This window comes from Myroides sp. LJL116, from assembly GCF_054871685.1.
The window spans coordinates 173,470-198,386 of record NZ_JBTXLR010000005.1; the positions used below are offsets into that span (position 1 = coordinate 173,470).

19 protein-coding genes and 1 pseudogene are annotated in these 24,917 nt (G+C 32.2%); 10 read left to right on the top strand and 10 right to left on the bottom strand.

Features of this window, described 5'->3' with window-relative positions; translation table 11 throughout:
* Positions 1–1,325: 1,325 nt before the first annotated feature.
* The gene (locus tag ACYSNM_RS06310) at positions 1,326–2,540 is read left to right on the top strand and encodes a LuxR C-terminal-related transcriptional regulator (RefSeq protein WP_461756115.1); all 1,215 of its coding nucleotides are present in this window, start codon (positions 1,326–1,328) and stop codon (positions 2,538–2,540) included.
* 863 nt (positions 2,541–3,403) lie between these two features.
* Here ACYSNM_RS06310 and ACYSNM_RS06315 read toward each other — a convergent pair.
* Positions 3,404–4,492 carry an AI-2E family transporter gene (locus ACYSNM_RS06315; RefSeq protein WP_461756116.1) on the bottom strand — a complete coding sequence of 363 codons (1,089 nt, stop codon included), beginning with the start codon at positions 4,490–4,492 and terminating at the stop codon, positions 3,404–3,406.
* A gap of 364 nt (positions 4,493–4,856) precedes the next feature.
* Between ACYSNM_RS06315 and ACYSNM_RS06320 the strand changes: the two genes are divergently transcribed.
* Entirely contained in the window at positions 4,857–6,113 is a 1,257-nt protein-coding gene (locus tag ACYSNM_RS06320) for an MFS transporter (RefSeq protein WP_461756117.1), read from the top strand.
* A 77-nt stretch (positions 6,114–6,190) separates the two neighbouring features.
* On the opposite strand, the gene ACYSNM_RS06325 is transcribed toward ACYSNM_RS06320, so the two are convergent.
* Positions 6,191–6,790, bottom strand: a complete 600-nt coding sequence (locus ACYSNM_RS06325) for a hypothetical protein (protein WP_461756118.1) — start codon at positions 6,788–6,790, stop codon at positions 6,191–6,193.
* Positions 6,791–6,953: 163 nt separating this feature from the next.
* Here ACYSNM_RS06325 and ACYSNM_RS06330 point away from each other — a divergent pair, with 163 nt between their 5' ends.
* Both ACYSNM_RS06330 and ACYSNM_RS06335 read left to right on the top strand, forming a co-directional pair.
* Positions 6,954–7,433, top strand: a complete 480-nt coding sequence (locus ACYSNM_RS06330) for a GNAT family N-acetyltransferase (RefSeq protein WP_461756119.1) — start codon at positions 6,954–6,956, stop codon at positions 7,431–7,433.
* 770 nt (positions 7,434–8,203) lie between these two features.
* Positions 8,204–9,067, top strand: a pseudogene (locus tag ACYSNM_RS06335) (Rpn family recombination-promoting nuclease/putative transposase); the annotation flags it as partial.
* A 373-nt stretch (positions 9,068–9,440) separates the two neighbouring features.
* Here ACYSNM_RS06335 and ACYSNM_RS06340 read toward each other — a convergent pair.
* Positions 9,441–9,980, bottom strand: coding sequence for a YceI family protein (locus tag ACYSNM_RS06340; RefSeq protein WP_461756120.1), 540 nt, complete (start codon positions 9,978–9,980; stop codon positions 9,441–9,443).
* 367 nt (positions 9,981–10,347) lie between these two features.
* Between ACYSNM_RS06340 and ACYSNM_RS06345 the strand changes: the two genes are divergently transcribed.
* On the top strand, positions 10,348–11,337 hold the full coding sequence (locus ACYSNM_RS06345) for a diaminopimelate dehydrogenase (RefSeq protein WP_461756121.1): 990 nt from the start codon (positions 10,348–10,350) through the stop codon (positions 11,335–11,337).
* 61 nt (positions 11,338–11,398) lie between these two features.
* Here ACYSNM_RS06345 and ACYSNM_RS06350 read toward each other — a convergent pair whose 3' ends face one another.
* From ACYSNM_RS06350 to ACYSNM_RS06365, 4 genes are all read right to left on the bottom strand, one after another.
* Positions 11,399–11,800 (bottom strand): OsmC family protein, encoded by a 402-nt coding sequence (locus ACYSNM_RS06350; RefSeq protein ID WP_461756122.1) that lies wholly within the window; start codon positions 11,798–11,800, stop codon positions 11,399–11,401.
* Positions 11,801–11,827: 27 nt separating this feature from the next.
* Complete coding sequence (locus ACYSNM_RS06355) at positions 11,828–12,742, bottom strand: pirin family protein (RefSeq protein WP_461756123.1); 915 nt, start codon at positions 12,740–12,742, stop codon at positions 11,828–11,830.
* A 211-nt stretch (positions 12,743–12,953) separates the two neighbouring features.
* Positions 12,954–14,915: an oleate hydratase gene (locus tag ACYSNM_RS06360; RefSeq protein WP_461756124.1), complete on the bottom strand. Its 1,962-nt coding sequence runs from the start codon at positions 14,913–14,915 to the stop codon at positions 12,954–12,956.
* Positions 14,916–15,405: 490 nt separating this feature from the next.
* A complete protein-coding gene (locus tag ACYSNM_RS06365; protein ID WP_461756125.1) occupies positions 15,406–16,044 on the bottom strand; it encodes a peptidylprolyl isomerase in 639 nt (212 codons plus the stop codon).
* Between the two features lie 907 nt (positions 16,045–16,951).
* On the opposite strand from ACYSNM_RS06365, the gene ACYSNM_RS06370 reads away from it, so the two are divergent.
* From ACYSNM_RS06370 to ACYSNM_RS06380, 3 genes are all read left to right on the top strand, one after another.
* A complete protein-coding gene (locus ACYSNM_RS06370) occupies positions 16,952–17,239 on the top strand; it encodes a hypothetical protein (protein ID WP_461756126.1) in 288 nt (95 codons plus the stop codon).
* A gap of 256 nt (positions 17,240–17,495) precedes the next feature.
* The gene (locus ACYSNM_RS06375; RefSeq protein ID WP_461756127.1) at positions 17,496–18,086 is read left to right on the top strand and encodes a thioredoxin family protein; all 591 of its coding nucleotides are present in this window, start codon (positions 17,496–17,498) and stop codon (positions 18,084–18,086) included.
* A 95-nt stretch (positions 18,087–18,181) separates the two neighbouring features.
* Positions 18,182–18,607, top strand: a complete 426-nt coding sequence (locus ACYSNM_RS06380; protein ID WP_461756128.1) for a PH domain-containing protein — start codon at positions 18,182–18,184, stop codon at positions 18,605–18,607.
* A 76-nt stretch (positions 18,608–18,683) separates the two neighbouring features.
* Here ACYSNM_RS06380 and ACYSNM_RS06385 read toward each other — a convergent pair whose 3' ends face one another.
* From ACYSNM_RS06385 to ACYSNM_RS06395, 3 genes are all read right to left on the bottom strand, one after another.
* The gene (locus tag ACYSNM_RS06385) at positions 18,684–20,621 is read right to left on the bottom strand and encodes a DUF262 domain-containing protein (protein ID WP_461756129.1); all 1,938 of its coding nucleotides are present in this window, start codon (positions 20,619–20,621) and stop codon (positions 18,684–18,686) included.
* A gap of 179 nt (positions 20,622–20,800) precedes the next feature.
* Positions 20,801–22,099: a DUF3472 domain-containing protein gene (locus ACYSNM_RS06390; RefSeq protein WP_461756130.1), complete on the bottom strand. Its 1,299-nt coding sequence runs from the start codon at positions 22,097–22,099 to the stop codon at positions 20,801–20,803.
* A 645-nt stretch (positions 22,100–22,744) separates the two neighbouring features.
* Positions 22,745–23,074 carry a hypothetical protein gene (locus ACYSNM_RS06395; RefSeq protein ID WP_461756131.1) on the bottom strand — a complete coding sequence of 110 codons (330 nt, stop codon included), beginning with the start codon at positions 23,072–23,074 and terminating at the stop codon, positions 22,745–22,747.
* A 480-nt stretch (positions 23,075–23,554) separates the two neighbouring features.
* Between ACYSNM_RS06395 and ACYSNM_RS06400 the strand changes: the two genes are divergently transcribed.
* Together ACYSNM_RS06400 and ACYSNM_RS06405 are read left to right on the top strand one after the other, a co-directional pair.
* On the top strand, positions 23,555–24,094 hold the full coding sequence (locus ACYSNM_RS06400) for a transposase (RefSeq protein WP_461756132.1): 540 nt from the start codon (positions 23,555–23,557) through the stop codon (positions 24,092–24,094).
* Positions 24,095–24,096: 2 nt separating this feature from the next.
* On the top strand, positions 24,097–24,917 hold an 821-nt coding region (locus ACYSNM_RS06405; protein WP_461756136.1), incomplete at its 3' end, for an IS3 family transposase.

Consider the following 24,917-nt stretch of genomic DNA (forward strand, 5'->3'; position numbering starts at 1 on the left):
AAATAGAGAACTGTTAAAAAATACAACACACACCACTAAATAGCTTCCTATTTTTTGGTAGTACAAAGTTACAATATGGGTCTCCGAAATTTGCTAATCTTATATTAAAGAATTCCCAAATTGTTCACTTTCTTATATTTTTCTCAAATCTACATGATACAACGCTTTTAATACCTATACCAACGAACGGTTTAACTCTTAAACCTGTTCATAATATTTGATTTAACATTCCCTATACTTAGTAAGTACTTACGTTAAAATCTGTTTTAAACAAAATAAAACAAACTGAAAACCAACCAATTACACCATTTAACAAAGGACCAGTCCCCTCTGTTATTCCATAAAAACGGAATAATCAAAATATTCGAACACCAATAAAAAAAGTATAAAATCCCATTAAAAGTAATAATGAAAAAGTTCGCAATACATCCACTATTTATTATAAAATCCCATACGGAAAAACAGTATTTATGGTAAAACGACACAGAAAAAACAGGCCTTTTTTTGATTACATTTTGATAAATTCTTAAAACAACATAGAGAAATCACCCACCTAAAAAGAGCTTAAGGCCAATGAACACAAGCCTTAGACAAGGTATTAACAACTACTAAAAAATAATAAATAGGTAATGTTTTTCCAAAACTATAACCTAAGAAAACTACTTTTAAGATCTGTAATTTTCATTAACATTTCCAAACAAGGCTATAACTATAAATTAACATTTATAAATTAGAATTTTACTAAAACATTAGGATAAACTATCTCATTTAGCCCCTTTGGTCATTTAAAATGTAAATAATAGTACCTAGTTTTATAGTGCCTACTTACACAAAACGCAACTACTTACCTTGAATCCCTTAGATAATCTTACAAAAAACAAGAAATAAAAGAATAATAATCATATAAAGTACCTTTTTGTCTGTTAGATATACTAAATATTACTTACCTTGCATGAGCAAAACAACAATAAAAATGACTCAAAAAACTCAACAAACTAAAAACCAGTACATTATAAGCCACTCACTTATAAACTGGATGACTTCTGGTGATGTCTATCGGCATTTGCTATATCCATTGGAGCATTTTACAAGGCTTAACTTTAAAACTTTAGCACTTTAAACTGCCTCTTATCGGATCGACTATCCTTGTATTTCTAAAGAAATGGTAACAGTGTATTTACATACACTAACTCTTTTATTTACCTATACCATTGAAAAACAGGATAGATTATTTTAGATATAGTTCTTATAATCACTCCGCTCACAGGTATTATAACCGAAGACTGAGTGAATAATCGTATGTACAAATTTAAAATTACGTAGCAATGAATTCATATAAATCCATATATACCTATTTAAAACCTATCTTACTACTTCTAGTTATAGCTACAGGGTATCTAGCTTGTATTGAAAATACTAGCGCAAAACCCTTGACTAATTTCAGTGATAAAGTAAGCGAAACCGTTAGTTTTACCCCTAATAGGTATAGCTTAAATGCTTATATTCCCCTTGAATTAGAGGGACATGAGTTTATATCTTCTACTGTACAACAAAGTAATATATACGATTTTGTATCGGGGTTATTCTATGGAGTACTCTTTATAGCAATATTTGCTACCTCTAGTATGTATATGATGTATAAGACTAGCAAGTGGGGTATATTCTTAGTATTTCAAGCCTTACTGCTATTAATGTTCTTTTTTGCTGATGTGGCAAAGTATACAATGGACCCTGAAACCTATTTTACCCTACCCTATTTTGAAAACTTCCTATTAATTTCTCTGGTAGTCTACTTGGTTTATTTAGCGAGTTATTTCTATACGTTTGCAATACAAAAATTTGTTTATTTACAACAGTTTAAGCTATTTAGCCTTACAACTCTATTGGGTTTAGCTACTCTGGCTTATCATTCTATTATACACGATCGTTTACCTCTATTCTTATATATAATTGTTACTTTACTGGTAATAGTAACTCAGGTCTTAATGCAGTTTTTACTTAAAAGAAGACGTAGAGACTCTATTTATATACTGCTTTTAATCAATTTAATTTTCCTTTACACACTAAGTTTTACTGACTTAGATCCTTTAGTGAGCAAAGTAAATTACAAAGAGACTATAATTGCCTTAAAAGGCTTTTCTGTAGTACTACTCCTATTTAATATGTTTATCAACTACTTAGCTTTAGTAAAGATTAATACTATTAATAAAACCAATAAAGTGCTTATTTCTCAGTATGTATCCCTAATTAGAAACTACCATAAACTACTTGTAGAAGAGAAAAAACAGCAAAGTGAGAATGCGCTTGATCTTTCCGTCTTGAAGGAGAACACTAGCGAATTAGAAGATTACCTAAAGACGCATTATAAACTTACCGAAAGAGAATTGGACGTTTTACACCTTATTTGGGAAGGGTATACCAATAAAAAGATATCTGAAAAATTAAGTATAACCCTAAGTACAGCAAAATACCACATTGGAAACATTTATATTAAACTAAATGTAAATTCTCGTGCTCAAATTTTTGCCCTAAAGGGATAAAAGTACATTTAAAGGCTTGTTTTGGCCATTCAAGCCTCTTTTATAAGAAGCAAAACCTTAAGTTGTTTATTATTAAACAATTACACATTTAACGTGAAAATTTCGCGTATTTTCAGGAGAATCGCATATTTGCCCGTGAAAAAAAATATTTTTCAAATATGCGAAATTTAGGAAATGGTCAAAATACTATATTTAGAGGCAAAATGGCATACTCTACCATATTAAGGTAGAGTTCGTTCGATAAATACCTTTTTTAAAGAATTTATCTTCTTCCATTTTATAAAAATGCCTTTAGCAATAGAAAAGAATAAAAACAATTATTGTATTAGTAACTTAAAAATCGACTTAAAGAATTCTCCAGAGAAGATTCACTGACAAGCAAAGAAAACTTGAAATTTAATTTCCCTTCCAAAGTAATATTTCCTTTTACAAATAAAAGCCATCCAAGACAATTGGCAAATTAACTGGGGCCTATATATAAAAAGAAAAACAATTACTAAATAGGTTATGTCTATCTGATAGATACCAATCCAACTTGGTTTCTCCATTCTTTCATAGATATAGCTAACAAATAGTCCATTTTTAGTAAGTCTTAGACTAAAGACGATAAATAAAGCTGCTTGCCCTATTAGATTTAGTTCATAAGGATATATTGTACATATTATACACCTATAAGTCGATAAGTAAACTAAAGTCGTTTTTGCCTAAATTAATACAATCTTGTCCTTTTGCTTATTGCAAAAACTCCAAACATTAAGTTATAATAATCCACTTATAAAAACATAAGTTTCCCACTATTTATAAAGTAAGTGGAAGCTATACCATAAGATCTATTTCTATAAAAGCATTTAGGGTAAAATAGATTAATTTGAAGCTTGATTAGCCTCTGTAGTATTTGAGGGTGGCGCTAGACTTGGATCTAGAGCACTAGGGTTTTTGCCAAACTCTAAATTATAAAGTTTTACTAACCAAATAAATAGGGATATAAGGATAGGTCCAAAGATGATTCCTATAAATCCAAATAAATTCAATCCTATAATCACCCCGAAAATAGTAACTAAAGGGTGAACATTGGCCATTTTCTTTTGCAGTAGAAAACGAATTAAATTATCGGCAGACCCTACAATTAATACACAGTAAATTAAAAGACCTAAAGCATTACCTTTTTGATCGGTTATAAATAAAAAGGCACAAACAGGAAGGTAAATAAGTGATGAGCCTACAACAGGTAACATTGCAGCGAAAATAGTCATAATATAAAGCATAAAAGCATCTGGAACCCCAAATATTAAATACCCTACATAGGCAATACATGCTTGTAAAAAAGCAGTTAATGGAACTCCAACAGCATTTGAGATAACTAGCTTTTTCATCTCATCGCCAAGGCTTTGTAAATTATCTCTTTTAAAAGGAACCACTCTATATATCCAGGCTTGTAGTTCTTTATACTGCAAGAAAATAAAGAACAATAATAAATACGCTATACCTATTTGCATTACGCTATTTACAGAAGCATTTAAAATAGATTCAGCTGCTTTTCCGCTTACACCAACAAGTTTACCAAGATTAGCTTGATTGAATAAATCTACTCCATAGCGTTGATTTAAAATAGCAATAAGCTGATCTACACTCTCTTTTATCTTCTCTTTATTATCCACCAAGATTAATATCTTCCTACTAACTGTATTAATAAGTAAGAATAAGGGGCCAATGATAAAGACAATACTCATTAAAAACAGCAGAATGATACTCCCTATTCTATTTAGATTCTTAACCTCCGTTAACCAAACGAATGGTCGAAGTAATAATACAAATAAACAAATAGCTCCTAAAGCACCAGGTATAAAAACAGATAAGTGCCAACCTAAAAGAATAAATATAAAAATAATTACCCCTAAAAAGATAAGCTGCCATAAAACAGTACTAGAAATTTGCTTGGATTTATCTAACATGGTGTCAAATGTTTTAACTATAAAAGCTATGGTTTATATTTGTGTATAAATTTACTTAAAATAACCTGAATTTTGGCTAATTTATACTAAAATAACGGCTTTATATTTTATTGTAAAACAAAGGTTAGCATTGATATCTACCTAGAAAAAGCCTACTTAGATGATAATCATTTAAATAGGTGTAAAAATAGGTGGAATCCATTTTTTATCTAATGTGATTCCAATGGATGAATATCGAATAGTTTTGCCTATTTTTGCAGGCACTTTGGCCGAGTCTTTTCTTTATATCAAAAGGATAAAACCAAGCATTTTTATTTATTTTTTACAGCAAAAGTCAAACAACCAGAGTAAGAACATTTCTTTTATGTCACAAAATAGTACTACTAGCTTTACAGGCTACCAGAAATTCGTCATTTTTATCTTAGCTATCACTCAATTCACGGTAATCTTGGATTTTATGGTAATGGCTCCCCTTGGAGACTTACTTTTAAAAACCATGCCAGGGCTGAGTACCCAAGACTTTGGTTTAGCAGTATCGGCCTATGCATTTAGTGCGGGAGCATCTGGATTACTGACCGCTGGTTTTGCTGACCGTTTCGATAGAAAGAAACTCCTATTGTTTTTCTATTGTGGTTTTATTTTAGGAACTTTATTCTGTGCCTTGGCAAACACTTATGTAACTCTACTTGCAGCTAGAATCTTTACAGGTCTTTTTGGTGGAGTTATCGGATCTATATCAATGGCTATTATAACTGATATTTTTACTTTATCCCAAAGGGGAAGAGTAATGGGGTTTGTGCAAATGGGATTTGGTGCTAGTCAAGTTCTTGGGATTCCTATTGGATTATATATTGCAAACATTTGGCAATGGGAAGCCCCATTTTTCATGATTGTTATACTATCGATTTTTATTGCCATTTTCATAGGCTGGAAACTTCAACCAGTTAGGGAACACCTAAAGTTAAAAAACAACAAAAATGTACTTGGACATTTATGGCATACCCTTAAAGATAAAGACTATAGAGTTGGATTTTTATCAACTGCTGTGTTGTCTATTGGTGGTTTTATGATGATGCCTTTCGGAACTGTTTTTGGAGTGAATAACCTTGGGGTTTCTCCAGAACAATTACCTCTTCTATTTATGATTTCAGGGGTAACATCTTTGTTATTAATGCCATTTGTTGGAAAATTGACCGATAGAGTAAATAAATACTATCTCTTTAGTGTAGCATCGATTTGGCTACTTATTGTATGTGTGGTGTATACAAACTTATATATGATCCCATTTTACGCAGTAGTTGCAGTAAATATCTTAATGATGATTGGTATAATGAGTAGAATGGTACCTTCTTCTGCTTTAACTAGTGCTGTTCCTAGAAGTAAAGATAGAGGTGCATATATGAGTATCAACTCTTCTTTGCAATCTATTTCAGGTGGAATTGCATCTGCATTAGCCGGAGCATTAGTATACCAAGAAACAGTGGATAGTCCTTTGATGAATTATAATATTGTAGGATATGTAGTTGCTGTGGCTTCTTTACTGAGTATTTACCTTATGGGTAGAGTTAATAAAGTAGTAATAAAGAACAATAAAGCAACCACTAGTATTGAATTCGATTAAAATAAGTTACTCCCCTTTAAAGTGCATGTCGCTTTGGGTATACTATAGTTAATCTATATAGAAAACAACTAACTTTTTTAAAGGCCTGCTAGCACTATTTCTCCCTCCTTAGTCACAATAAAATGAAAACTTTTGTAAGCAAAAGAACTTGCATTTTCTAGGATAGTTTTAGTAGTGGCGTTTTCTTTAGCATTTAAGATAAATTCCTGTCTAATCTGCCCATCGGCATCTACTACAAAATCATAGCGATATAAACTCACTAAACTATAGGTTTCTCCTAAAATGTTCTTTGCAGTTTCTACATTATAAGGTATTTGATTTATAGGAAACTCTCCAATGGACTTACTCGATATAGAATCTTGAATGAAAAAGGGATCAATGCGTTTGTAGACTTCAATTTCTTGGGCAGTAAACTCCCCTTTTCTCACTTTATAAAAATGATTGGAACGTTGGTTTTCAGTAGTATAAGACACACAAAATCCCCCTAGCTCATTCTTCAAAATATCTTTAGAAAACAAACGAAGATTTCCCACTTTTCTATCTTGACCTACTTCTTTGGAAATTCGTTCCAATAAGTAATCACTCGAGTTTTGATTCGATGGGTCAATAGACCTTTTCTGGCATGATAGTAAAGTAATGGTACTTGCAAGAACTAAAATGACTGTACTATATCTCATATGGGGTTAGTTTTCTATCTTCTTTTTCCTCTTTAATAAGTAAATTCCTCTGCTATTAATTACTTATATTTACCTTTATACTAGGGATAAACCAAGTATAAGTTCTTATAAATAAATAAAAACATACAAATGTAATATAATATACTAGCCAAATTTGATCTTTATGGAAAATTTACAACTATCTACCCCAAATGAAACAGATTTTAAGGACTTGTATAGAATTTTTCAAGAACCTAAAAATACTAAATACATACCTCAAGACTTAGGCAAATTAACTCTAGAGCAAATAAAGCAAAGCTTTAGCCCTAATCAGGATAAAACTCTTTATGTACTAAAAAACAAACAAGGCAACTGTGTAGGACAAGCAGGTATCTATACCTACCCACATATGGAAGATACTCTTGAGTTAGGTTATATAATCGATTACCCTTACCACAACAAAGGTTTAGGATCTCTATTATTACAACAACTTATTAAAAAAGTTTTCTCTACTACCTCAGCCAAAAAAATCATTTGTAGAATGTATGATACAAATATAGGTTCGGCTAGAATATGTATTAAAAACGGTATGCAATTAATCGCTACAGATATTTTGCAAGATGGAAAGACTAGATTAACCTATTTAATCTCAAGTGAAAGCTAAATTATTCTTTCAAAATAGTCTTTCACTCCAGCAAGTTTAAGCTTATATACAAAATCAATGTATAAATATCCCCTTGTGTTAAATAACGACTCATTACATTTCGTTTAAATTTGTCCACATTTATATTTACTCCAAGCAACTCCTGCACAAAGACCTAGACAAATTACCTCTAAGCCACTTTTGTATGTATACTTTATCTTCTTGAGGATGATTGAAATGCATTACCTAGGCTTATATAATTAGTATCAAGGATACTTTCACTTTTTTCTAGCCTTTTCTGTTGTTACAGTTAGCGCTTATTTTTAAACATTTACCTGAGTTTAAATTAAATGTGAATTATTGGAATTAAGTAGTAGTATACCAATTTACTAACTTAACCTCACCGAGCTATTTTTTTCATGAGCTTGTTAATTAATACACTAAATATCTTTATCCCCCCTTTACGTACTATACTGGAGGACTCTTAACTTATGTTGAAAAGACACATTAAAAAAATATAACCTTAGCTATAAAGAAGGCAGTATACTTAAACAGTAAGAAACTATATAGGAATAATACAAACTATTCTAAATAGTAATAAAAATGATAAAGACCTAACTATAAGTATTTTAAATAAATATTGCTATAAATTATAGCAATATTTATTTGTTTCAAGGCGTTTGTTTCGCTAACTTTACTATCAACCTTTAAAACGAATAATTATGGCAAAGAAAAAAAACAATTTAGGAACGTTTATAGGCTTTGGTAGTGACTGAAGTTTTAAACACTATTTCGGCAAGGAGGAAAATAAAGATATTCTAATACTCTTTTTAAATGGTCTTTTTCAAGGAGAAAGAGTAATTGTTGATTTACATTATCAACCTACTGAACTCAATGGAGACACCAAAGAGCAAAGAAGTACGTTTTTTGATCTTTATTGCACAGGAAGCAATGGGGAGCATTTTATAATTGAAATGCAACAAGTTAGTCAGGATTTCTTTATAGATCGCAGTATTTTTTACACTTCCCGTTTAATTAACAACCTCATTGAAAAAGGCCCTACAGGAAATAAGTATCAATTACCTCCTGTTTTCTTTATTGGACTTCTAGAATTCACTTTACCCGATTTACCTACAAACGAATACTTTGTAGACACAGCTATTTGTGATTTAAAAAGCAAAGAAATCATCTATGCTAAACTAGGTTATAAATTTTTAGTACTTCCTAATTTTAATAAAAAAGAAGAAGAAATAGTTGGGCATATGGATAGCTGGTTTTATTTGTTAAAGCATATGAGTGAGCTAGATAGCATTCCTAAATTTTTGGATAAGCGAGTTTTTGGACGTATCTTTGATATAGGAAGAGTAGCTAATTTAAATCCAGAAGAGATGAATCAGTATGAAATCAGTTTAAAAAGAAGATTAGATGCTAGGAGTACCCAAGCTACTCAAGAGCGTTTAAAGAAAGAGGTAGAAGAAAACAAAATCGCTTTAGCTGAAATGGATAATGCATTAGCTGAAAAGGATCATGCATTAGCAGAGAAGGATCGTCGTTTTATTGGTTATCTTAAAAATCAACGACACACCATAGAACAGATCATGCAAATTACTAATTTAGATATCGAAGTAATTAAGAAAATCTACCATGGGGCGTAATACTCTATTGAAGAAAATAACATTTGGTAAAGTAAATGGAGGATGTGTTTTTAACATCACTATCTTTTCGTAAAAAAGTTTAATACATAAAAGTTGGGCAGTATCTAAAAGGATACTGCCCAACTTCGTTTAATCTCTTCCTAAATAAAAGAAACTTAAAAGAAGAGCTTCCCTTCTAGGTTATTTAAACTTATAATTACTTTCCTTAACCTCATCCTCCCTTATGCATTCCATATTTATCTTGAAACCCCTACTTTTTAAAGTTTTAGTTTTCCTGGTAATCTTATGCTTGCTATCTAGCTTAGGTTAAAAAAAAGCCTCTTTGAATAAAACATCAAAAAGGCTTTGGAATTAACTTTTATAAAAAAAACATTTATGCTGGAGTACCAACAAATTGCACCTCTGCATCTAAAACAACATCTTGGCCAATTAAAACTCCACCTTTTTCTAAAGTGGCATTAAAACTTAAACCAAAATCATTTCTATTTACTTTACTAGTTAAAGAAATACCCACCTTTTGATTTCCCCATGGATCTATCATAATTGGGCTTGCTTGAGCTGTAAATACTGTAGAGATTGTCTTACCTAAAATGGTTAAGTCCCCTACTACTTTATAGTTTTCATTATCCACTTTCTCAATAGATCTAGAAACAAAACGAATAGTAGGATACTCTACAGCATTGAAGAAATCTGCTGACTGTAAATGATTATCTCTATCCTTATTGCTAGTATCCACAGAGGAAACCTCCGCCGAAAAAGCTAATTTTGCTTGAGTAAAATCTTGTGATTCATTTTGCATTTCAACATTGAAAGAATTGAATCTACCTATAATGGTTGTAAAAACTAAGTGTTTTACTCTAAAAGTAACCTGAGAATGGGTGGGGTCAAAAGCCCAAATAAATTTTTCGCTCATAGTATTTGTTTTTAATTGTTATAAAAAAAAGGATACTATCTTACCATTGCACTTTTTGCCTTTATGAATAGTAATATGATTTTTTATTTATTAATAACTTAATAATCATAAGATTATATCCTTATTTTTCTTTTACAAATGTAGCTACTTTACCCTAAGAACCACTTAACCTAGTTTAAGAACGCTAGACAAAAAGAAAATACTTTTCTATGCGCTTAACTTCTAGGTATTGCAAAGCTTTAAAAAAACAGCAGAAAGCTGCCCTATAAACGACAGAGTTAAAAATCTTTTAAGTAATTTAGCAAATCAACAATATACCATAGGTGAAATAGGTTGAACTATAATATTTCTTTTTAAAACACAATTCATGCAAAATACAACTAAACAAATCCTTAGAGTAGGTATCGTAGGATATGGTAATTTAGGTAAGGGAGTTGAGATGGCTATTACTCAAAACCCAGATATGACTTTAGTGGGAATTTTCACTAGAAGAAAACCACAAGATATAGATTCAAAAGCTACAGTAATAGCTTTACAGGACATTGAAAGTTATAAAGGTAAAGTAGATGTAATGGTTCTTTGTGGAGGATCTGCTAATGATTTACCACAACAAGTAAGTCATATTGCTTCTATGTTTAACACTGTAGATAGTTTTGATACGCACGCTAAAATCCCTGAATATTTTGAGCAAGTAGATAAAATTGCACGTGAAAGCAATACCCTTAGTTTAATCTCCACAGGTTGGGATCCAGGACTATTTTCTATGGCGCGTTTGTTAGGACAAAGTATTTTGCCTGTAAGCCAAGAATATACTTTTTGGGGAGAAGGATTAAGCCAAGGACACTCGGATGCTATACGTAGAGTAGAAGGCGTAAAAATGGGAGTACAATACACTATCCCTAAAGAAGAAGCTATACAGCAAGTTAGAAACGGAGATAATCCAGCTCTTACTGCAGCCCAACGTCACCAAAGAGTTTGCTACGTAGTAGCACATAGTGATGCTGACCAAGCTCTTATTGAGAAGACTATTAAAGAAATGCCTAACTATTTTGCAGATTATCAAACTACCGTACATTTTATTACGGAAGAGCAAATGAACAAGGACCACAATAAAATGCCACATGGTGGAATGGTAATTACTTCTGGAGAAACAGCAAGTGGAAATAAACACAGAATGGAGTTTAGTTTAAGCTTAGAGAGTAATCCAGAGTTTACTGCTAGTGTTTTAGTTGCCTTTACAAGAGCAGTTGGAAAGTTAGCTAAAGAAGGACAAGTTGGGGCGCGTAGCGTTTTTGATATTCCTTTAGGTTACCTTTCTAGCAAATCTGCAGCAGAATTAAGAAAATCTATCTTATAATAAAAACAATCCCCCTATTTGATTTAAAACAAATAGGGGGATTGTTATTAAAAAGACATCCTTATTGATCCAAGGATGTAATAATGTGAATTTCTCCGCTTAACACTTTATGTACAGGACATTTTTGAACCACAGCAAGTAATCTTTGGTACTGTTTCTCTTCCAAGGTTTTATTTTCAAAGTGAACTTGTCTTAAAAAAGTAACCTTATCGGAATCTTCCTGTTTTTGCAAAGTAACCTCACAGGAGATTTCCCCTACCTCCCAGCCTTTGTGCTTGGCATACATATTTAGAGTAATTATCGAGCAACTTGCCAAAGCACTACACAATAATTCATAGGGGTTAAACCCTTTGTCTTGTCCTCCTAAAGCTAGAGGTTCATCAGCATAAATCTGATTATTTCCAGCTGTAATTTGGGTAAGATAATCCTCTTTTTTAGATTGAGCGATAACATGTGCTAACATAGTATATAGTGGTGTTTTGATTAATATTTACTGTTTAGGTTTAAATCCTTTTAAAGGCTCTGGAAAAGGCACATAAGTATCCTTATCGGTTGGTATTAGAGGGAAAATACTATGGTCTTGTTCTACCCAAGCTTCTTTAGCATCTTGAAGATCCCTAGGCTCACTTGCTACAAAATTCCATAGTAAATGTCTTTGTTCTTCTAGGGGTTCTCCTCCGAAGACATAAACAATACTTCCAGGAGTAATCTCAAAACTACATAAGTGCGCATCCTTTGCTATTAAAAGATTCTTTTCTCCAAAGCTTTGTCCCTCACTTATAATAGACCCTTGTAAGATATACAAGCCTGATTCTCCATAAAGCCCCTTTCCAATATCTACTTTAGCCCCCTTTTCACTTTTAATTTCTATAAAATAAAGTTTGCTATGCATTGGTATGGATGCTTTTTTCCCCAAAGCTTCCCCTGCTATTAGAGTAAAAGTAGCATCGTCCTGTGTCCAAGAGAGAAGTTGCTCTTTATCTGTATGTATAAAGCTAGGTTCAATTTTCTCTAATTCCTTAGGTAAGGCAATCCATATTTGTAAACCGTGCAATACTCCATCTGGATTGTTTTCTCTAAAATCTGTAGGGATTCTTTCCGAGTGCACAACACCATGGCCAGCTGTCATAAAGTTTACCGCCCCTGGGGTAATCCTTTGCACGCTACCTATACTATCTTTGTGTTCTAACTCTCCCTCAAAAAGATAAGTCAAAGTACTCAATCCAATATGGGGATGAGGATCTACATCTAAATTATCATGGTCCTTTAAGGCAATTGGTCCCATATGGTCTATAAAAGCAAATGGCCCAACCATTCTCTTTTGACGGAAAGGCAATAATCTACCCACTAAGAAATTACCTATACTAGCGGCTCTTTCCTCTATAATTAAATCTATGTTTGACATATGCGATAGCTTTATATTAATAAACAATTTTTAAAAATTAGCCCTAACCTTCCTCTTATCCTAAAAGGATTCTTGTAGTGGCATTGCATATAAAGATAAGTGTTTTCTATACTGTATTGCCCTTAGACCATAAAAAAAGCAAGAGCTTTCTATAAAATAGAAAGGTCCCTTGCTTTTTTATTATTAATTCAAATGTATTTAAAGATGTGCTTTACATATGTTTAAACCATTCTTTTACTCTTTGTACTTGTTCTTGTAAGAAAGTCTCTGGTTCTTTAACCATACAAGCACCACCTTGCTCTGGTTTTTCTTTCTTATCAATTGGAAGAACATGTTCGTAGTAGGTGTTTTTCAATAAGCGTTTTAACAAACCTTCTCCTACAAAACTATTTCCGTCATTTAAAGCCTTTACTGCTTTTAAAAGTTGTCGTATGTCGTATTGGAATGGAGCTACATCCGGAACTTGCTTATTTAAGTTTAAAAGAGAGTAAACCGCTACTCTAGCAGTACGCACTGAACTCTCCATGGTAAATACTACATCGTTATTAGTTTCTACGAATTGCCCCACTAAACCTAAGTTAGTACAACCATTAGGTACAATAGCCGGACGATCCCCTTTAGCTCTAGGCATAAACATAGAAGTAATATATGGCATATAAGAAGTACGTACAATAGTATTGTCAATTACATTTTGCAATTTGTCTTCAATACCTAAATGGTAACATAACTCTGCTAAGATTTCATCTCCTGTACATTCAGGCATACATTTCTTAACATAATTACCTTCTTTGTCCATAAAAAGAGAATATACCCATAGAACTAGAACATCTTTTGGTTGATCAGGGAAGTGAGGTTGTCTATTACAAGTAAAGCTCATTAGCCAATTGGAATCTGTAATGGTAATAATTCCTCCAGTTACTGTTTTTCCAGAAAAAGGATCATTGGTAGAATGGGCTCTTAATTTCTCCACTAAAGCAGACTCTCTACATGTTAGTGTTGCAGACTCCCATCCACTCTTATCAATATTACTACAGAACTTTGCAGGATTACCAAAATCTACGGATTTTTGGGCTAAGTTTTTCCATAACTGCCACCCTGGACTCTTTCCACTTGTACTATTATCAATACTTACAACTGGAGCAGTGGTATTATTTCCATAGAAGGTATCCTCTGTCATAGAACCTGTAGTTACAATCACATAGTCATCCTCTCCAACGTTAATACACTGTTTTTGACCATCTTTTACAATATGGATCCCCTTTACAACTTTTTGTCCACCACTTTGATCAATATCTAAATCTTCTACTAAAACACCAAAGTCGATTTTGACTCCTTTTTTAGAAAGAAATCCACCTAAAGGTTTTACAAAAGTGTCGTGTTGGTTATACTTTGGAAACACTAAAGCAGATAAATCGTGTAATCCATCGATATCGTGTAAAAAACGGTGCATATAAAGCTTAAACTCTAGTAAACTATGCCAGTTTTGAAAGGCAAACATAGTTCTCCAAAACAGCCAGAAATTACTAGCTAAGAAACTCTCACTAAAATATTGCTCAATGGTAATATCGTCTAAATCTTCTTTCTTTTTCAAAAGAACCTTAACTAAGGCATACTGGTCTTTTTTACTTAACCCAAAAGCATCAAAGTCTCTGACTAATCCCTTTTGGTGAATTAAACGAGATACAGAATAGTTTTTATCGTTATCGTTAATTAAACGGTACTCATCCAATACACTATAAGGCTCAGGTAACTCTAAGGCTGGAATATCTTGGAACATATCCCATACATTTTCGTATGTCATGTCCATTTCTCGCCCACCTCTACAAAGGTAGCCCTCGGTAGCATTTCCTGCTCCATCTAAGGAACCTCCCTCTACTTTGAGTTGTTCTAAAAAAACAATATTCTCCGGGGTAGCCTTTCCATCTCTTATAAAATAATAAGCTGCCGCTAATCCAGCTATACCAGAACCAATAATATAGATTTTACTGTCTTTGATATTCTTATTACCAATTCCTTTATTTCTTTGGTAATTACCTAACTCATCTGCCCATGGCATAAATTTCTCGACAGAGTTAACAGGTCTTGTTTTACTAGCATCTGGTTGATGATCTACAGGCTTTATAGTGAAAGCATCACTTAAAACTTTCGCATAATCTGGGTTGTCGTTGTTCATAGGTGTAAAATTTTTCTTATTCTAAAATTAAGCAAAATTTTTAACATATATACCATGTATTGTAAAATACAACTATTAAAATTAAGCATTTTCACACCTACACTGCGCTAGTAAATAGCATTTACTAATTCAAAAACTTCGCTATTTATAGCCAATCAAAGTACATTGCTATATTAGCTACTACGGAAATTACCCCCTTTTAAAGGGGGTATAAAACGGCATTTTACTTGGTAACTTTATACCTTTATAAATAGGCTCATTATCCTTTTTGTTACACAATTAAGTAACAATTGTGTATTTTTACTTTTTATACCATCAAAGCTTAGTCATATGCGACCTATTAAAAACCGTAATTACATCTCTATAACCTTTAGTATTATTGCCATTATAGGCATTATATATCTATGGTATACACAAGTAGGAATATAAAAAAACCCGAGTGCTTCATTAAAGCGACTCGGGGTTTATTATAGTATTTTCAAACAGTATATTATTGAATAGTTTCTATTTCAAAATTTACTTTCTCTAATGGAAAATCCTTAGGATCTGTCTTTGCCTTACTAATAGCCATTAGTACGTCTAAGCCTTCATATACCTCACCAATAACGGTATAATCCCCATCCAAACGAGGTGTCCCTCCATTGTGAAGATAATCCATTTTTTGCTCTGGAGTATACTTCCAGTTTCTTTTACTTTCTAATTCATTTAAATCTTGCATGGTAACTGGGCCACCTACAATAAAGTAAATTTGATTTAAAAAAGATGCCTTATCTGGATTATTATCCCTACCTGCTCCTAAGACTCCCACCTTATGGTATAGGTGCTCTGTATCGAACTCACCAGGTAAACGTCTTTTTTGATCTTCTCTTAAATACTTTTCTCTTTCAGCAATATCTATATCGTGCTCTCCACCTTGAACTACAAAGTTTTCAATTACGCGATTAAACAATGCATCTTTATATTGATCTTGCTCGATGGCCTGTAAAATTAACTCTTGGTGCTTTGGAGTAGCATCGTATAATACCACTTTGAAATTACCATAGTCAGTCTTAAAAAGTAACTTATGGGATTGTGCCCATAGATTACCACTCAATAAAATGGCCGATAAAGCCAATAAACATTTTTTCATAGTATAATTTTTCTATATTTCTTAATTGTTGGTTGGATTAACATAACAATAGCCTAAATATATACATTCTTTCTTATAAGCTTTATTATTTTAGAATATATCTACCAGAAAAATTAAAATAAATTCTAAAATTAAACTAAACTCCCCTCCTTTTCTTACATAAATATCTTAGAAAAGGCTTTAGTCATAGAAGACTATTTAACCAAAAAAGCAGAAGATTATAAGGGACAACTGGGCTTGTTTACTACAAATCTCCAATCAAAGCTGATCTAAAAAACACAGCTTTATCTATCTAAAATCTATCAGAAAAATCCATAAGGCGTATTTCAAGAAGAATTTCTCTTATTAAAATACCCTAAAAAAGACTATTGTGAAAAATCCAAGAAGGAAATACTCCTAGTATTTTTACCTAAAGTGAGTTTTTTTTATCTAATTCAGATAACAATCGTTAAAAACTTTGATCGAAGAAAAAAATATTTTTTTTTGCTTATCTAAAGAAAACCCCTAGTTCACCAAATAAAATATTCTATAAACTACTTTCAAGGGTAAATTACCTTTTTATTTTTAAAATAATTCCTTTTCCTAGCTGACTACCCACATAAAGGGTATAATGCTAAAAAACAATAGATTACGACAAGTAAAACAAGGATTAAGAAACTTAAATAAAGAAGAAAATTAGATTTACTTAAAAAACATGATAAATATCATAAAATCATAAATTTAGCTATTTAGAGAGTTTTAATGTAATTCATAGATAAAAAACACCAGTAAAATTTGCATAATTATAGAATATTTACATATTTTTGTGAAAGCAAAATGAAAAAGTATTGCTAAATATGCTTGTACTAAATAGCTATGATAGTCTAGCATTAGAAAAAGAAAAACAAGAAAAAAAAAGAAAAAGAAAATGATGAACAATCCACTTTTACAACCGATCAACCGTATATCTTTACAAGATTACGCTGCCATTACTTTAAAAATGACTAATGGCTGTGATTTAACTGACATCCTAGCAGTTTTAGACATTGATTCGAATCAATATCTTCAAGCAGCACAAACATGGAACCAACGTATAATCACAGATAGTTCTTACGAGCTTTCTGCTTTATATGGCAAATGGTTTACAAAGGCGGGAAATCATCCTATTTTATCTCAATTACAACCTAATTTACACGCTGTAGATCAGATGAGTTAATTCTAGATAAAATACTATTCACTGTTTAACACAAAAGCAGTCTTACTAATATTCTTTATTTTAGTGAGATTGCTTTTGTTGTTTTAGTCCCTAGGCTAATCCTGTGATAAAAGCATCTAAAAACTGCTATTACCTTTGCTTTTTTACAAGGAAGTAGTAATTAACACCAATAAGGGTAAAATTATCTATAAACCCAAGGAAATTTTTAGTATTTTGCTTGTCAATTAACGAGTAAAAGCACCTAAAATATAACCGTATGAAAAAAATAACTTTAAGCATTTGTCTTGTAGCTTTATTTGGAGCATTAACAAGTTGCAAGGACCAAGCAACACAAAAAGAGCAAGATACTCCAATAGAGATTGTTAAAGATAATGAGCTTAGCCCAGAGGAGTTAGAACAAAAAAGAATTGCACAAGAAAAGGCCAAACAAGAAAGAGAGGGTCTAAGCAAGCCTTATAATGAAACAGAGGATGCACAGCAAAAAATAAATGAGTTACTTGTTCTTGCTAAAGAGCAAAACAAAAATATTTTTGTTCAAGCAGGTGGGAACTGGTGTATTTGGTGTTTACGTTTTAATGACTTTGTACAAAAAGATCCAGAGCTAAAATCTATTGTAGATGAAAACTATCTTTATTATCACCTAAACTATTCTCCTAAGAATAAAAATAAAGAGGTATTTGATAAATATGCACCAGGATCTCAATCTTTAGGGTATCCATTTTTCTTTGTTATCACTCCTGATAGCCAAGAAGTAGCAGTAATTACTTCAGGAGAATTAGAGGATGGAAAATCTTATGATAAACAAAAAGTGAAACAACTTTTCTTAGATAACGCGCCAAAAAAATAAGCACTTAAAATACAATAGGAGAATTGCCCTTTTAAAAGGTATAATTCTCCTCTTTTAAAAACCTTATTCCTATCCCTATTTTAAAGTACCGTATTATGACAAAACAATATAAAACTAAAGTAACGTATTGGCTTTTTATCCTTGTTGGAATAACCACATGTATAACACCGATAATGCAATTTTCAACTAAAAATATAAAGGCAAGCTTGCCTCCTTTACTTCTTGCTTTATTTGTTTGTTGCTTGCTTGCTCTACTGATATACAATATCCGCTACGTTATTGATAATAACACTTTAAAAATCTATTATGGCATTCCTTTTTTAAGCATGCAAATTGATATATCACAGATTACTTCCATAAAGAAAACAAAAAGTGTACTTGCCGCACCAGCTGCTTCATTGGATAGAATAGCTATTAACTACGGTGGTTTTAACCCTATTGTTATTTCTCCAAAAGATACCCAAAGCTTTGTAAAAGACCTATTAAAAATAAATCCCAACATTAAAACAAGCCTTGTTTAAAAATAGCAAGCTTCCTTATATTTACTCTGTAAATACAAAAAGCTTTCATGCCAAAATAAACTAACTGCTAACCTTTTTAAATTTCGTCTAACAGCAAACGCTTTATTTCCGTTTCTTGGATATAAGGCAATTGCCAAAGACTAATAAAATCAACCAGCATTTGCTTACCTCTTTGCTCGATGGCTTGCTTATCCCAAGTGGTATATTCTAATAATTCTAGCTCCATCTTAGATACCCTTTGTTTATTTTTAATGGCTTTTCTAATCCTAGCTTGTATTTGTTCAAAGCTACTGCCTTGATACTTATGATAGGATAGTACCATATTTCCTAAACTAAAGCAGTAACGGTCTCTATTGGCCTTTTGCATACTATTTAAATCCTTATAAGTGGCTCTTTGCTCATAGTATTCCTCTTTGGGATAGATAAGGTGTACTTTAGGCTCACCATTACCCATAAACCCACCCATATTGGCTTCTATGGTCTTTAAAAAATATTCTAGCCCAGCCCAGGACATAAAACGAGAGCCTTTTTGAATATGCTTAATTACATCGCGATAGCGAAAATGATCCACTCTACTTGTTAAAAGAACATCTAGAAGGTATTCATTGCTATGGGCTCTTCTTCTATGGTAATAGAAATTAATATCCCTAAAAGTATCTTCTAAGTTTAAGTTAGAATTGTTTCCTTGCAATAAAAAGCACATCACATTATGTCTTTCTAAAGCCCATAGTAATTGCTCTATGGACTCAAGGGTTTGTTTTAGTTCTATAGGGCTTAAACTGTGATCCTTCTTAGGAAGGTCACTCATTAAGATTCCCAATATTAAATTCAATACATATTTACCATACCCCTTTGGGAAGTTATTTAATCGCTCCAAAGAGCATTGTATTTTATAGGTATATATAAATCCAAATTCTTGATCGTCATCTACCCAAAACGGATTATTAATAAAATACCATAATACCACCGCCTTTTGCATAGCCTCTAGCCACTGTATTAAAGCCTGGTACTCAATGTGATCTTCCCCTTGGGTATCATAGGAAGTATCCAATTGAAAATCAAAGCTAAATAATCTTTTCTGGTAGGTTTTAAAATCGGTAGAAACCATCGTGCTTTTAGAGAAATACAATAGCCAAAATGCCTTTAAGAAAGCATCATCATCTAAGGGCTGTTCTGGATGTCTTCCCAACCATTTATAAACTTCTAACCAAGCCTGATTTACTTTTTTACGACTTCTTTGTACCCTAGCACTAGCGTCTAAGTGCTTGGATAATATATAGAGCACCCTGTTTTTTAAACGCTCCAAACTAGAGAGCTGTTTCCCTCTAAAATTAAGGGTTTCAAATACCATGGATACATCGATTTTACCAGCTGCGGATTCACTAAGATTTAAAATGGAAAAAAGTAATTGTTTGGTTATCTTTTCAATCCAAAATACAATCTCCCCTTGCCCAAATCCACTAATTTGGTCTAAAAAATATTTTTTTGCCCCAGATAAATTATGGGTATAAAGGGTTTCTACTTCCTCTTTATTATAATCCTTATCATCAAAAATCTCCCTTATTAAGTAATTATGAGATGGCACATCCACATGGTAGCCAAAAATATAATAGTTATTGTCCTTTGTATGTATTTTTAAATATTTTTGGATGAGCTTCTCTTTATAATCTCCCGGTTCTAGAGCTAGAATCAATTGAGACAAAAGAATTAAAATCGTGGTAAGCCTCTGCTGCCCGTCCACTATATTTACACCAGTAAAAGATTGGTCACCTACCCATAATAACCCATTTCTAATGGTAAAACCTTCCTTTCGTATACTTTGAAAATCAAAATCACTAAAATCCGTTACAGTTAGTATTCCTGTAAAGTGAAAATCCTTATCCTTTCGATGGGTATTGGCAAGATCTAACCAGAGTTCTTCCAACTCTTTCCTAGTCCAAGAGTACCCTCTTTGATAATCGGGTATTCTAAATACTCTATTGGTTAAAACTTGTTCAAAGGCAATAATATCCATGGTCTATACTTTTAAAAAGGACAATTAAAATTCCTGCAAAATTAAGCATTTAAACCCAAAGAATACCTCCAATAAAAAAGTCTGTGAGATCTAAGATCTCACAGACTCAACTACAAAAATAAAAAAGAATCCACCTAAGGATTTCAACTATAAAAAAAATTTATTTCCTTTTTTTGTTTTTAAGGTAAACGATCCACATCTACCTGTGGCATTTGCTTACTTGGTTTTCTAGTAAAGCTTGTACCATAAGGAGTATACTGATCGAAGAATCCACCATTGCGCAAATAAAAACCTTTTGGATTCTCTCCACCTTGGTAGTCCATTCTATACCCCATCTTTGCGGTATTATCATAAGTGAAGTCTGTCTTAGTTACTTCTATCCAATTTCCTTTAATATCCCTAACCCACTGATTAGAAAAACTCACCTCTCTGGACTGATCACCTTTTTCCACTAAGAAGTTTTCTAAGAAGCTATGGAATCCAGTTAAGTATTGGTTAGTCTTTGGACGTTTGAAGCTAGCTATTAACTGCCACTGCCCTACTTCTGGAGCAAAGAACCAAGCCGTATATTGAGTATAATTATCCTCTATCGGAGTTCCTTTTAATAGGAACTTATAGGTAGTATCTGGCTTCCAATCAAAGACCATATAGCTTTGACCTCCAGAGCCTTCGTTACCAAATTCACCTGTTCTCACCTCAGCTCCTTTTCTATCCACTAGAATCTGATCACTTAAAGGAATATCCTGTGGATTGTCCGTAACAAAAGGACTCCATACCGAGAATAAAATACGTCTTTCTGTATCAGAGTTCACCTGCATACCAAAGTAACCACCTGTGAAACCATTAGCCATATAATAAGAACCTACTATATCTTGTCCTTTGTCTACAGTTATCTCATTGTAATAGTATTCTACAGGCTCCTGTGTAGGAATATTGTATTTTAAATGTACCGATGGTCCTCTTCTACCCCAATAGAAGTAATTGTCCTTGTTATTTCTAACCCAGTGAGCGTCGGTATCTACCGATTCTCCTTCAACAATAAACTCTTTAACACTAGCAAATTCATCAGCTTGTTTGCTTTTTGCTGTAGTTGTAATTGCAAAATAACCACTCTTAGGTAAAGACCATTTACCAACATAAATATTTTGATAATTTTCTGGTGTAATGGTAACATCAACTGTTTTATCTAGTAAACTAATTTGTAATACACTACTATGGCTTGGCTTATTTGCTGTTAGCCAAAGTTGAAAATCTCCCTTATGTCCACTCCTAAAATAGGTTTTGAAACTAGCCTTGGAATCTTTCCAGTTCACCAGACCATTATCGCTTATTATTTCATCGGCAACTACATCACCTGTAATTTGCCAAGTATTCCCTCCAATGGGTAAAACTTGTCCCTTACTAGTATTTTCACTTTGTTGAGCAAATACATTGGTACAAAACAATACTAATGCAAGTAGGAGTTTCTCAATTTTCATATGTGTAAATTTAACTTAAATCAAAGTGCTAAAATAAAGGTAATTTTGACAATACCAACAAAAAACACCCTGAAATATTAAATTAAATTAAACAGCAGGCCTTGTTTATTTCATTTTTAAAATTTATAAGACTATAATTTTACACTTTTACATTACTCCAATTAAGCAGACTTCCCTATTTTTAGAAAGATAATTTACCTTTTCTATACCAAAAGTCTAAAACAAATAAAGCTCCTATAGAAGGAGCTTTATTAATTTGATTTTTTAAAAAAGTTTAGCTTAAAAACAGGGTGTTTTTAAGCTTAAACCTGACAAGTAAATTTACTTTACTCCCTAACACTAACCTTTATTTTTATGTTTTTCTACGTAAATACTATATATCACTCCGCTTAATATAAAAAGCATACCAATAATCCCATAGAAATTAGAGAAAACTAAACCTTGGTTTTTATTGTACTCTTGAAAAAGCACGCTACTATATCCTATTATAAAAAGACCTGTTACTACAGCCAGGACATACAAGAAAACCACTCTCCTATTCATAAGAAGTAATATTTTGTAGATTCGCTGTATTAAATTTAAGAAAATTAGCGCAAAAAGAAAAGCTTTTTTTAAAAATAAACTACAAAAATTATAAAGTGTAGTTTAGAAATCAGCAGATTCAAAACTACTAGAAGTAAATTCTTCTAGGAAGCTAACTAATTCATTGGGACAACTGGTAGTACAAAGGTGAAATTTACCTAAATTAATATGCACAACAACTTCATTATCTGCTGTTTTTTTAGCTCTACATTTAAGGGTTTGATTATCCACAACCACACTTATCTTTGGACCATCAACCTCTAAAAGACATTGTTTGATCCCATTAGCTAACTCTAAGGCAGCCTTTTTATCTAAAAGTAATATCTTACCGTTTTTATTAATTGCTACCTCATTGTTTTGTGTAGAAAACTCGAAATCTTGTTTTGCCTTCATGCTACTGTATATTTTTAATTATTCTTTCTTTAATTTTAGACTTTTAATACCTCATTATAGAGGTTATAAGCTTTAAATCCACCCAAGTATTTTAGATTATACTCTTGTTAATCTGCACCTTACAAACCTACTACTTTAAAGGTATTTGTTTAGCAAGTTACGCAAAAATAAACCAGTTTCATCCCTGTATTTAAAGCCATATGTTTACACAAAACTAAATAGTGGTATAACCTATTGTATGCCTTTTGTATATAGGCAAAAAACAATAAGGATTCCACCTCCCTATTTTAAATATAATAACACCCCAAGGTGGTAGTTGAAAACTACTCAAAAATGTTTTTTGCCTTGGAATCCAATAAAGACAAATAAGACAATAATACCTTAAGACGCCTGTACTTATCTACAATACTACAACAAAGACCCTTTAATTTATAAATTAGACATGCCCCAAAAAGTTAGACACTTTTTGGGGCATTTTTTATGAGTAAAAAACAGATATATAATTATGAATTTAAGTTGCGTTTAGTAACTATAATTTCAAATGGGGAGAATAGTATAAAAGGGCTAGCAAGGCAGGAAAAAATAAGGAAATTAAACTTACAATTTTGGACCAGACTTTACGAAGCTTATGGAGAACAAGGGTTACGGGGAATCTTCAAAAGAAGCTTTACGATAGAAGAAAAAGTAAGCATCATTCAAGACTATCAAAAAAGTGGATTATCTTTGATGGACACCTGCGTAAAGTATCGGATTTCAAACCCTTCTGTGTTATTTCAGTGGATTAAGAAATTTCAGAGTGATGGATTTAAAGGCTTGGAAGATAATCGAGGTGCACATTTTAAAAAAGATAAAACAAGTACCAAGATGACTAAAAAAAGTAATATTCCAGGGATAAAAGATTCAATGACAGATTTAGAAAAGTTGAAAATCGAGAATGAATATCTTCGCGCAGAAAATGATTATCTAAAAAAGTTGGAAGCCTTGGCTCAAAGCAAGCAAGCCAAAAAGAAAAAGCCGTAATAATTACGGAGCTAAGGCGCATACATAAACTAGAGTATTTACTACACTTAGCTGGGCTAGCTCGTAGTACTTATTATTATCACACCAAGAGTATAGATTTCTTAGATAAACATGCCGAACTAGGTAAGCATGTAACTCGTATCTTCAATAAACATAAAGGTTTATATGGCTACAGAAGAGTTACTCTGCTTCTTAGAAAAGAACTTAAAACAGCTGTAAACTTTAAAACAGTCGCTAAACTAATGAAACAATTAGGTCATAAAAGCGTAATTAGAGTGAAGAAATACAAGTCCTTTAAAGGAGATGTAGGTAAAGCAGCAGACAATATACTAAAGCGTGATTTTAATGCCACAAAGCCTCATCAAAAATGGGCTACTGATGTTACAGAGTTTAATGTTAAGGGTAATAAGTTATACCTATCTCCAATAATAGACTTATTTAATGGAGAGATAATTAGTTATAATTTATCCACTTCTCCAAACTATCACCAGATTCTTAATATGCTTAATAAAGCCTTTAAAAGAAGAAGAAAAGACAAGGCAACTAACATAGAAACTATACTTCATTCCGATCAAGGATGGCAATATAGATTACAGAGGTACCAAGATAAATTAAAGAATAATAATATTAAACAAAGTATGTCTAGAAAAGGAAACTGCCTAGATAATGCTATAATCGAAAATTTCTTTGGAGTATTGAAATCAGAACTATTTTATCTAAAGAAATACAACTCCATACTGGAGTTGACACAGGAAATAAAACAGTATATAAAATATTATAATAACGAGCGAATACGTATTAATTTAAATGGAATGAGCCCGGT

What these genes read in the sequence shown, in the direction of transcription:
- ACYSNM_RS06325 (WP_461756118.1), bottom strand. Translation starts at nt 6,790, where the DNA reads ATGAGATATAGTACAGTCATTTTAGTTCTTGCAAGTACCATTACTTTA.
- ACYSNM_RS06355 (WP_461756123.1), bottom strand. Translation starts at nt 12,742, where the DNA reads ATGTCAAACATAGATTTAATTATAGAGGAAAGAGCCGCTAGTATAGGT.
- ACYSNM_RS06320 (WP_461756117.1), top strand. Translation starts at nt 4,857, where the DNA reads ATGTCACAAAATAGTACTACTAGCTTTACAGGCTACCAGAAATTCGTC.
- ACYSNM_RS06315 (WP_461756116.1), bottom strand. Translation starts at nt 4,492, where the DNA reads ATGTTAGATAAATCCAAGCAAATTTCTAGTACTGTTTTATGGCAGCTT.
- ACYSNM_RS06375 (WP_461756127.1), top strand. Translation starts at nt 17,496, where the DNA reads ATGAAAAAAATAACTTTAAGCATTTGTCTTGTAGCTTTATTTGGAGCA.
- ACYSNM_RS06365 (WP_461756125.1), bottom strand. Translation starts at nt 16,044, where the DNA reads ATGAAAAAATGTTTATTGGCTTTATCGGCCATTTTATTGAGTGGTAAT.
- ACYSNM_RS06385 (WP_461756129.1), bottom strand. Translation starts at nt 20,621, where the DNA reads ATGGATATTATTGCCTTTGAACAAGTTTTAACCAATAGAGTATTTAGA.
- ACYSNM_RS06370 (WP_461756126.1), top strand. Translation starts at nt 16,952, where the DNA reads ATGATGAACAATCCACTTTTACAACCGATCAACCGTATATCTTTACAA.
- ACYSNM_RS06390 (WP_461756130.1), bottom strand. Translation starts at nt 22,099, where the DNA reads ATGAAAATTGAGAAACTCCTACTTGCATTAGTATTGTTTTGTACCAAT.
- ACYSNM_RS06330 (WP_461756119.1), top strand. Translation starts at nt 6,954, where the DNA reads ATGGAAAATTTACAACTATCTACCCCAAATGAAACAGATTTTAAGGAC.
- ACYSNM_RS06360 (WP_461756124.1), bottom strand. Translation starts at nt 14,915, where the DNA reads ATGAACAACGACAACCCAGATTATGCGAAAGTTTTAAGTGATGCTTTC.
- ACYSNM_RS06350 (WP_461756122.1), bottom strand. Translation starts at nt 11,800, where the DNA reads ATGTTAGCACATGTTATCGCTCAATCTAAAAAAGAGGATTATCTTACC.
- ACYSNM_RS06340 (WP_461756120.1), bottom strand. Translation starts at nt 9,980, where the DNA reads ATGAGCGAAAAATTTATTTGGGCTTTTGACCCCACCCATTCTCAGGTT.
- ACYSNM_RS06380 (WP_461756128.1), top strand. Translation starts at nt 18,182, where the DNA reads ATGACAAAACAATATAAAACTAAAGTAACGTATTGGCTTTTTATCCTT.
- ACYSNM_RS06395 (WP_461756131.1), bottom strand. Translation starts at nt 23,074, where the DNA reads ATGAAGGCAAAACAAGATTTCGAGTTTTCTACACAAAACAATGAGGTA.
- ACYSNM_RS06345 (WP_461756121.1), top strand. Translation starts at nt 10,348, where the DNA reads ATGCAAAATACAACTAAACAAATCCTTAGAGTAGGTATCGTAGGATAT.
- ACYSNM_RS06400 (WP_461756132.1), top strand. Translation starts at nt 23,555, where the DNA reads ATGAGTAAAAAACAGATATATAATTATGAATTTAAGTTGCGTTTAGTA.
- ACYSNM_RS06310 (WP_461756115.1), top strand. Translation starts at nt 1,326, where the DNA reads ATGAATTCATATAAATCCATATATACCTATTTAAAACCTATCTTACTA.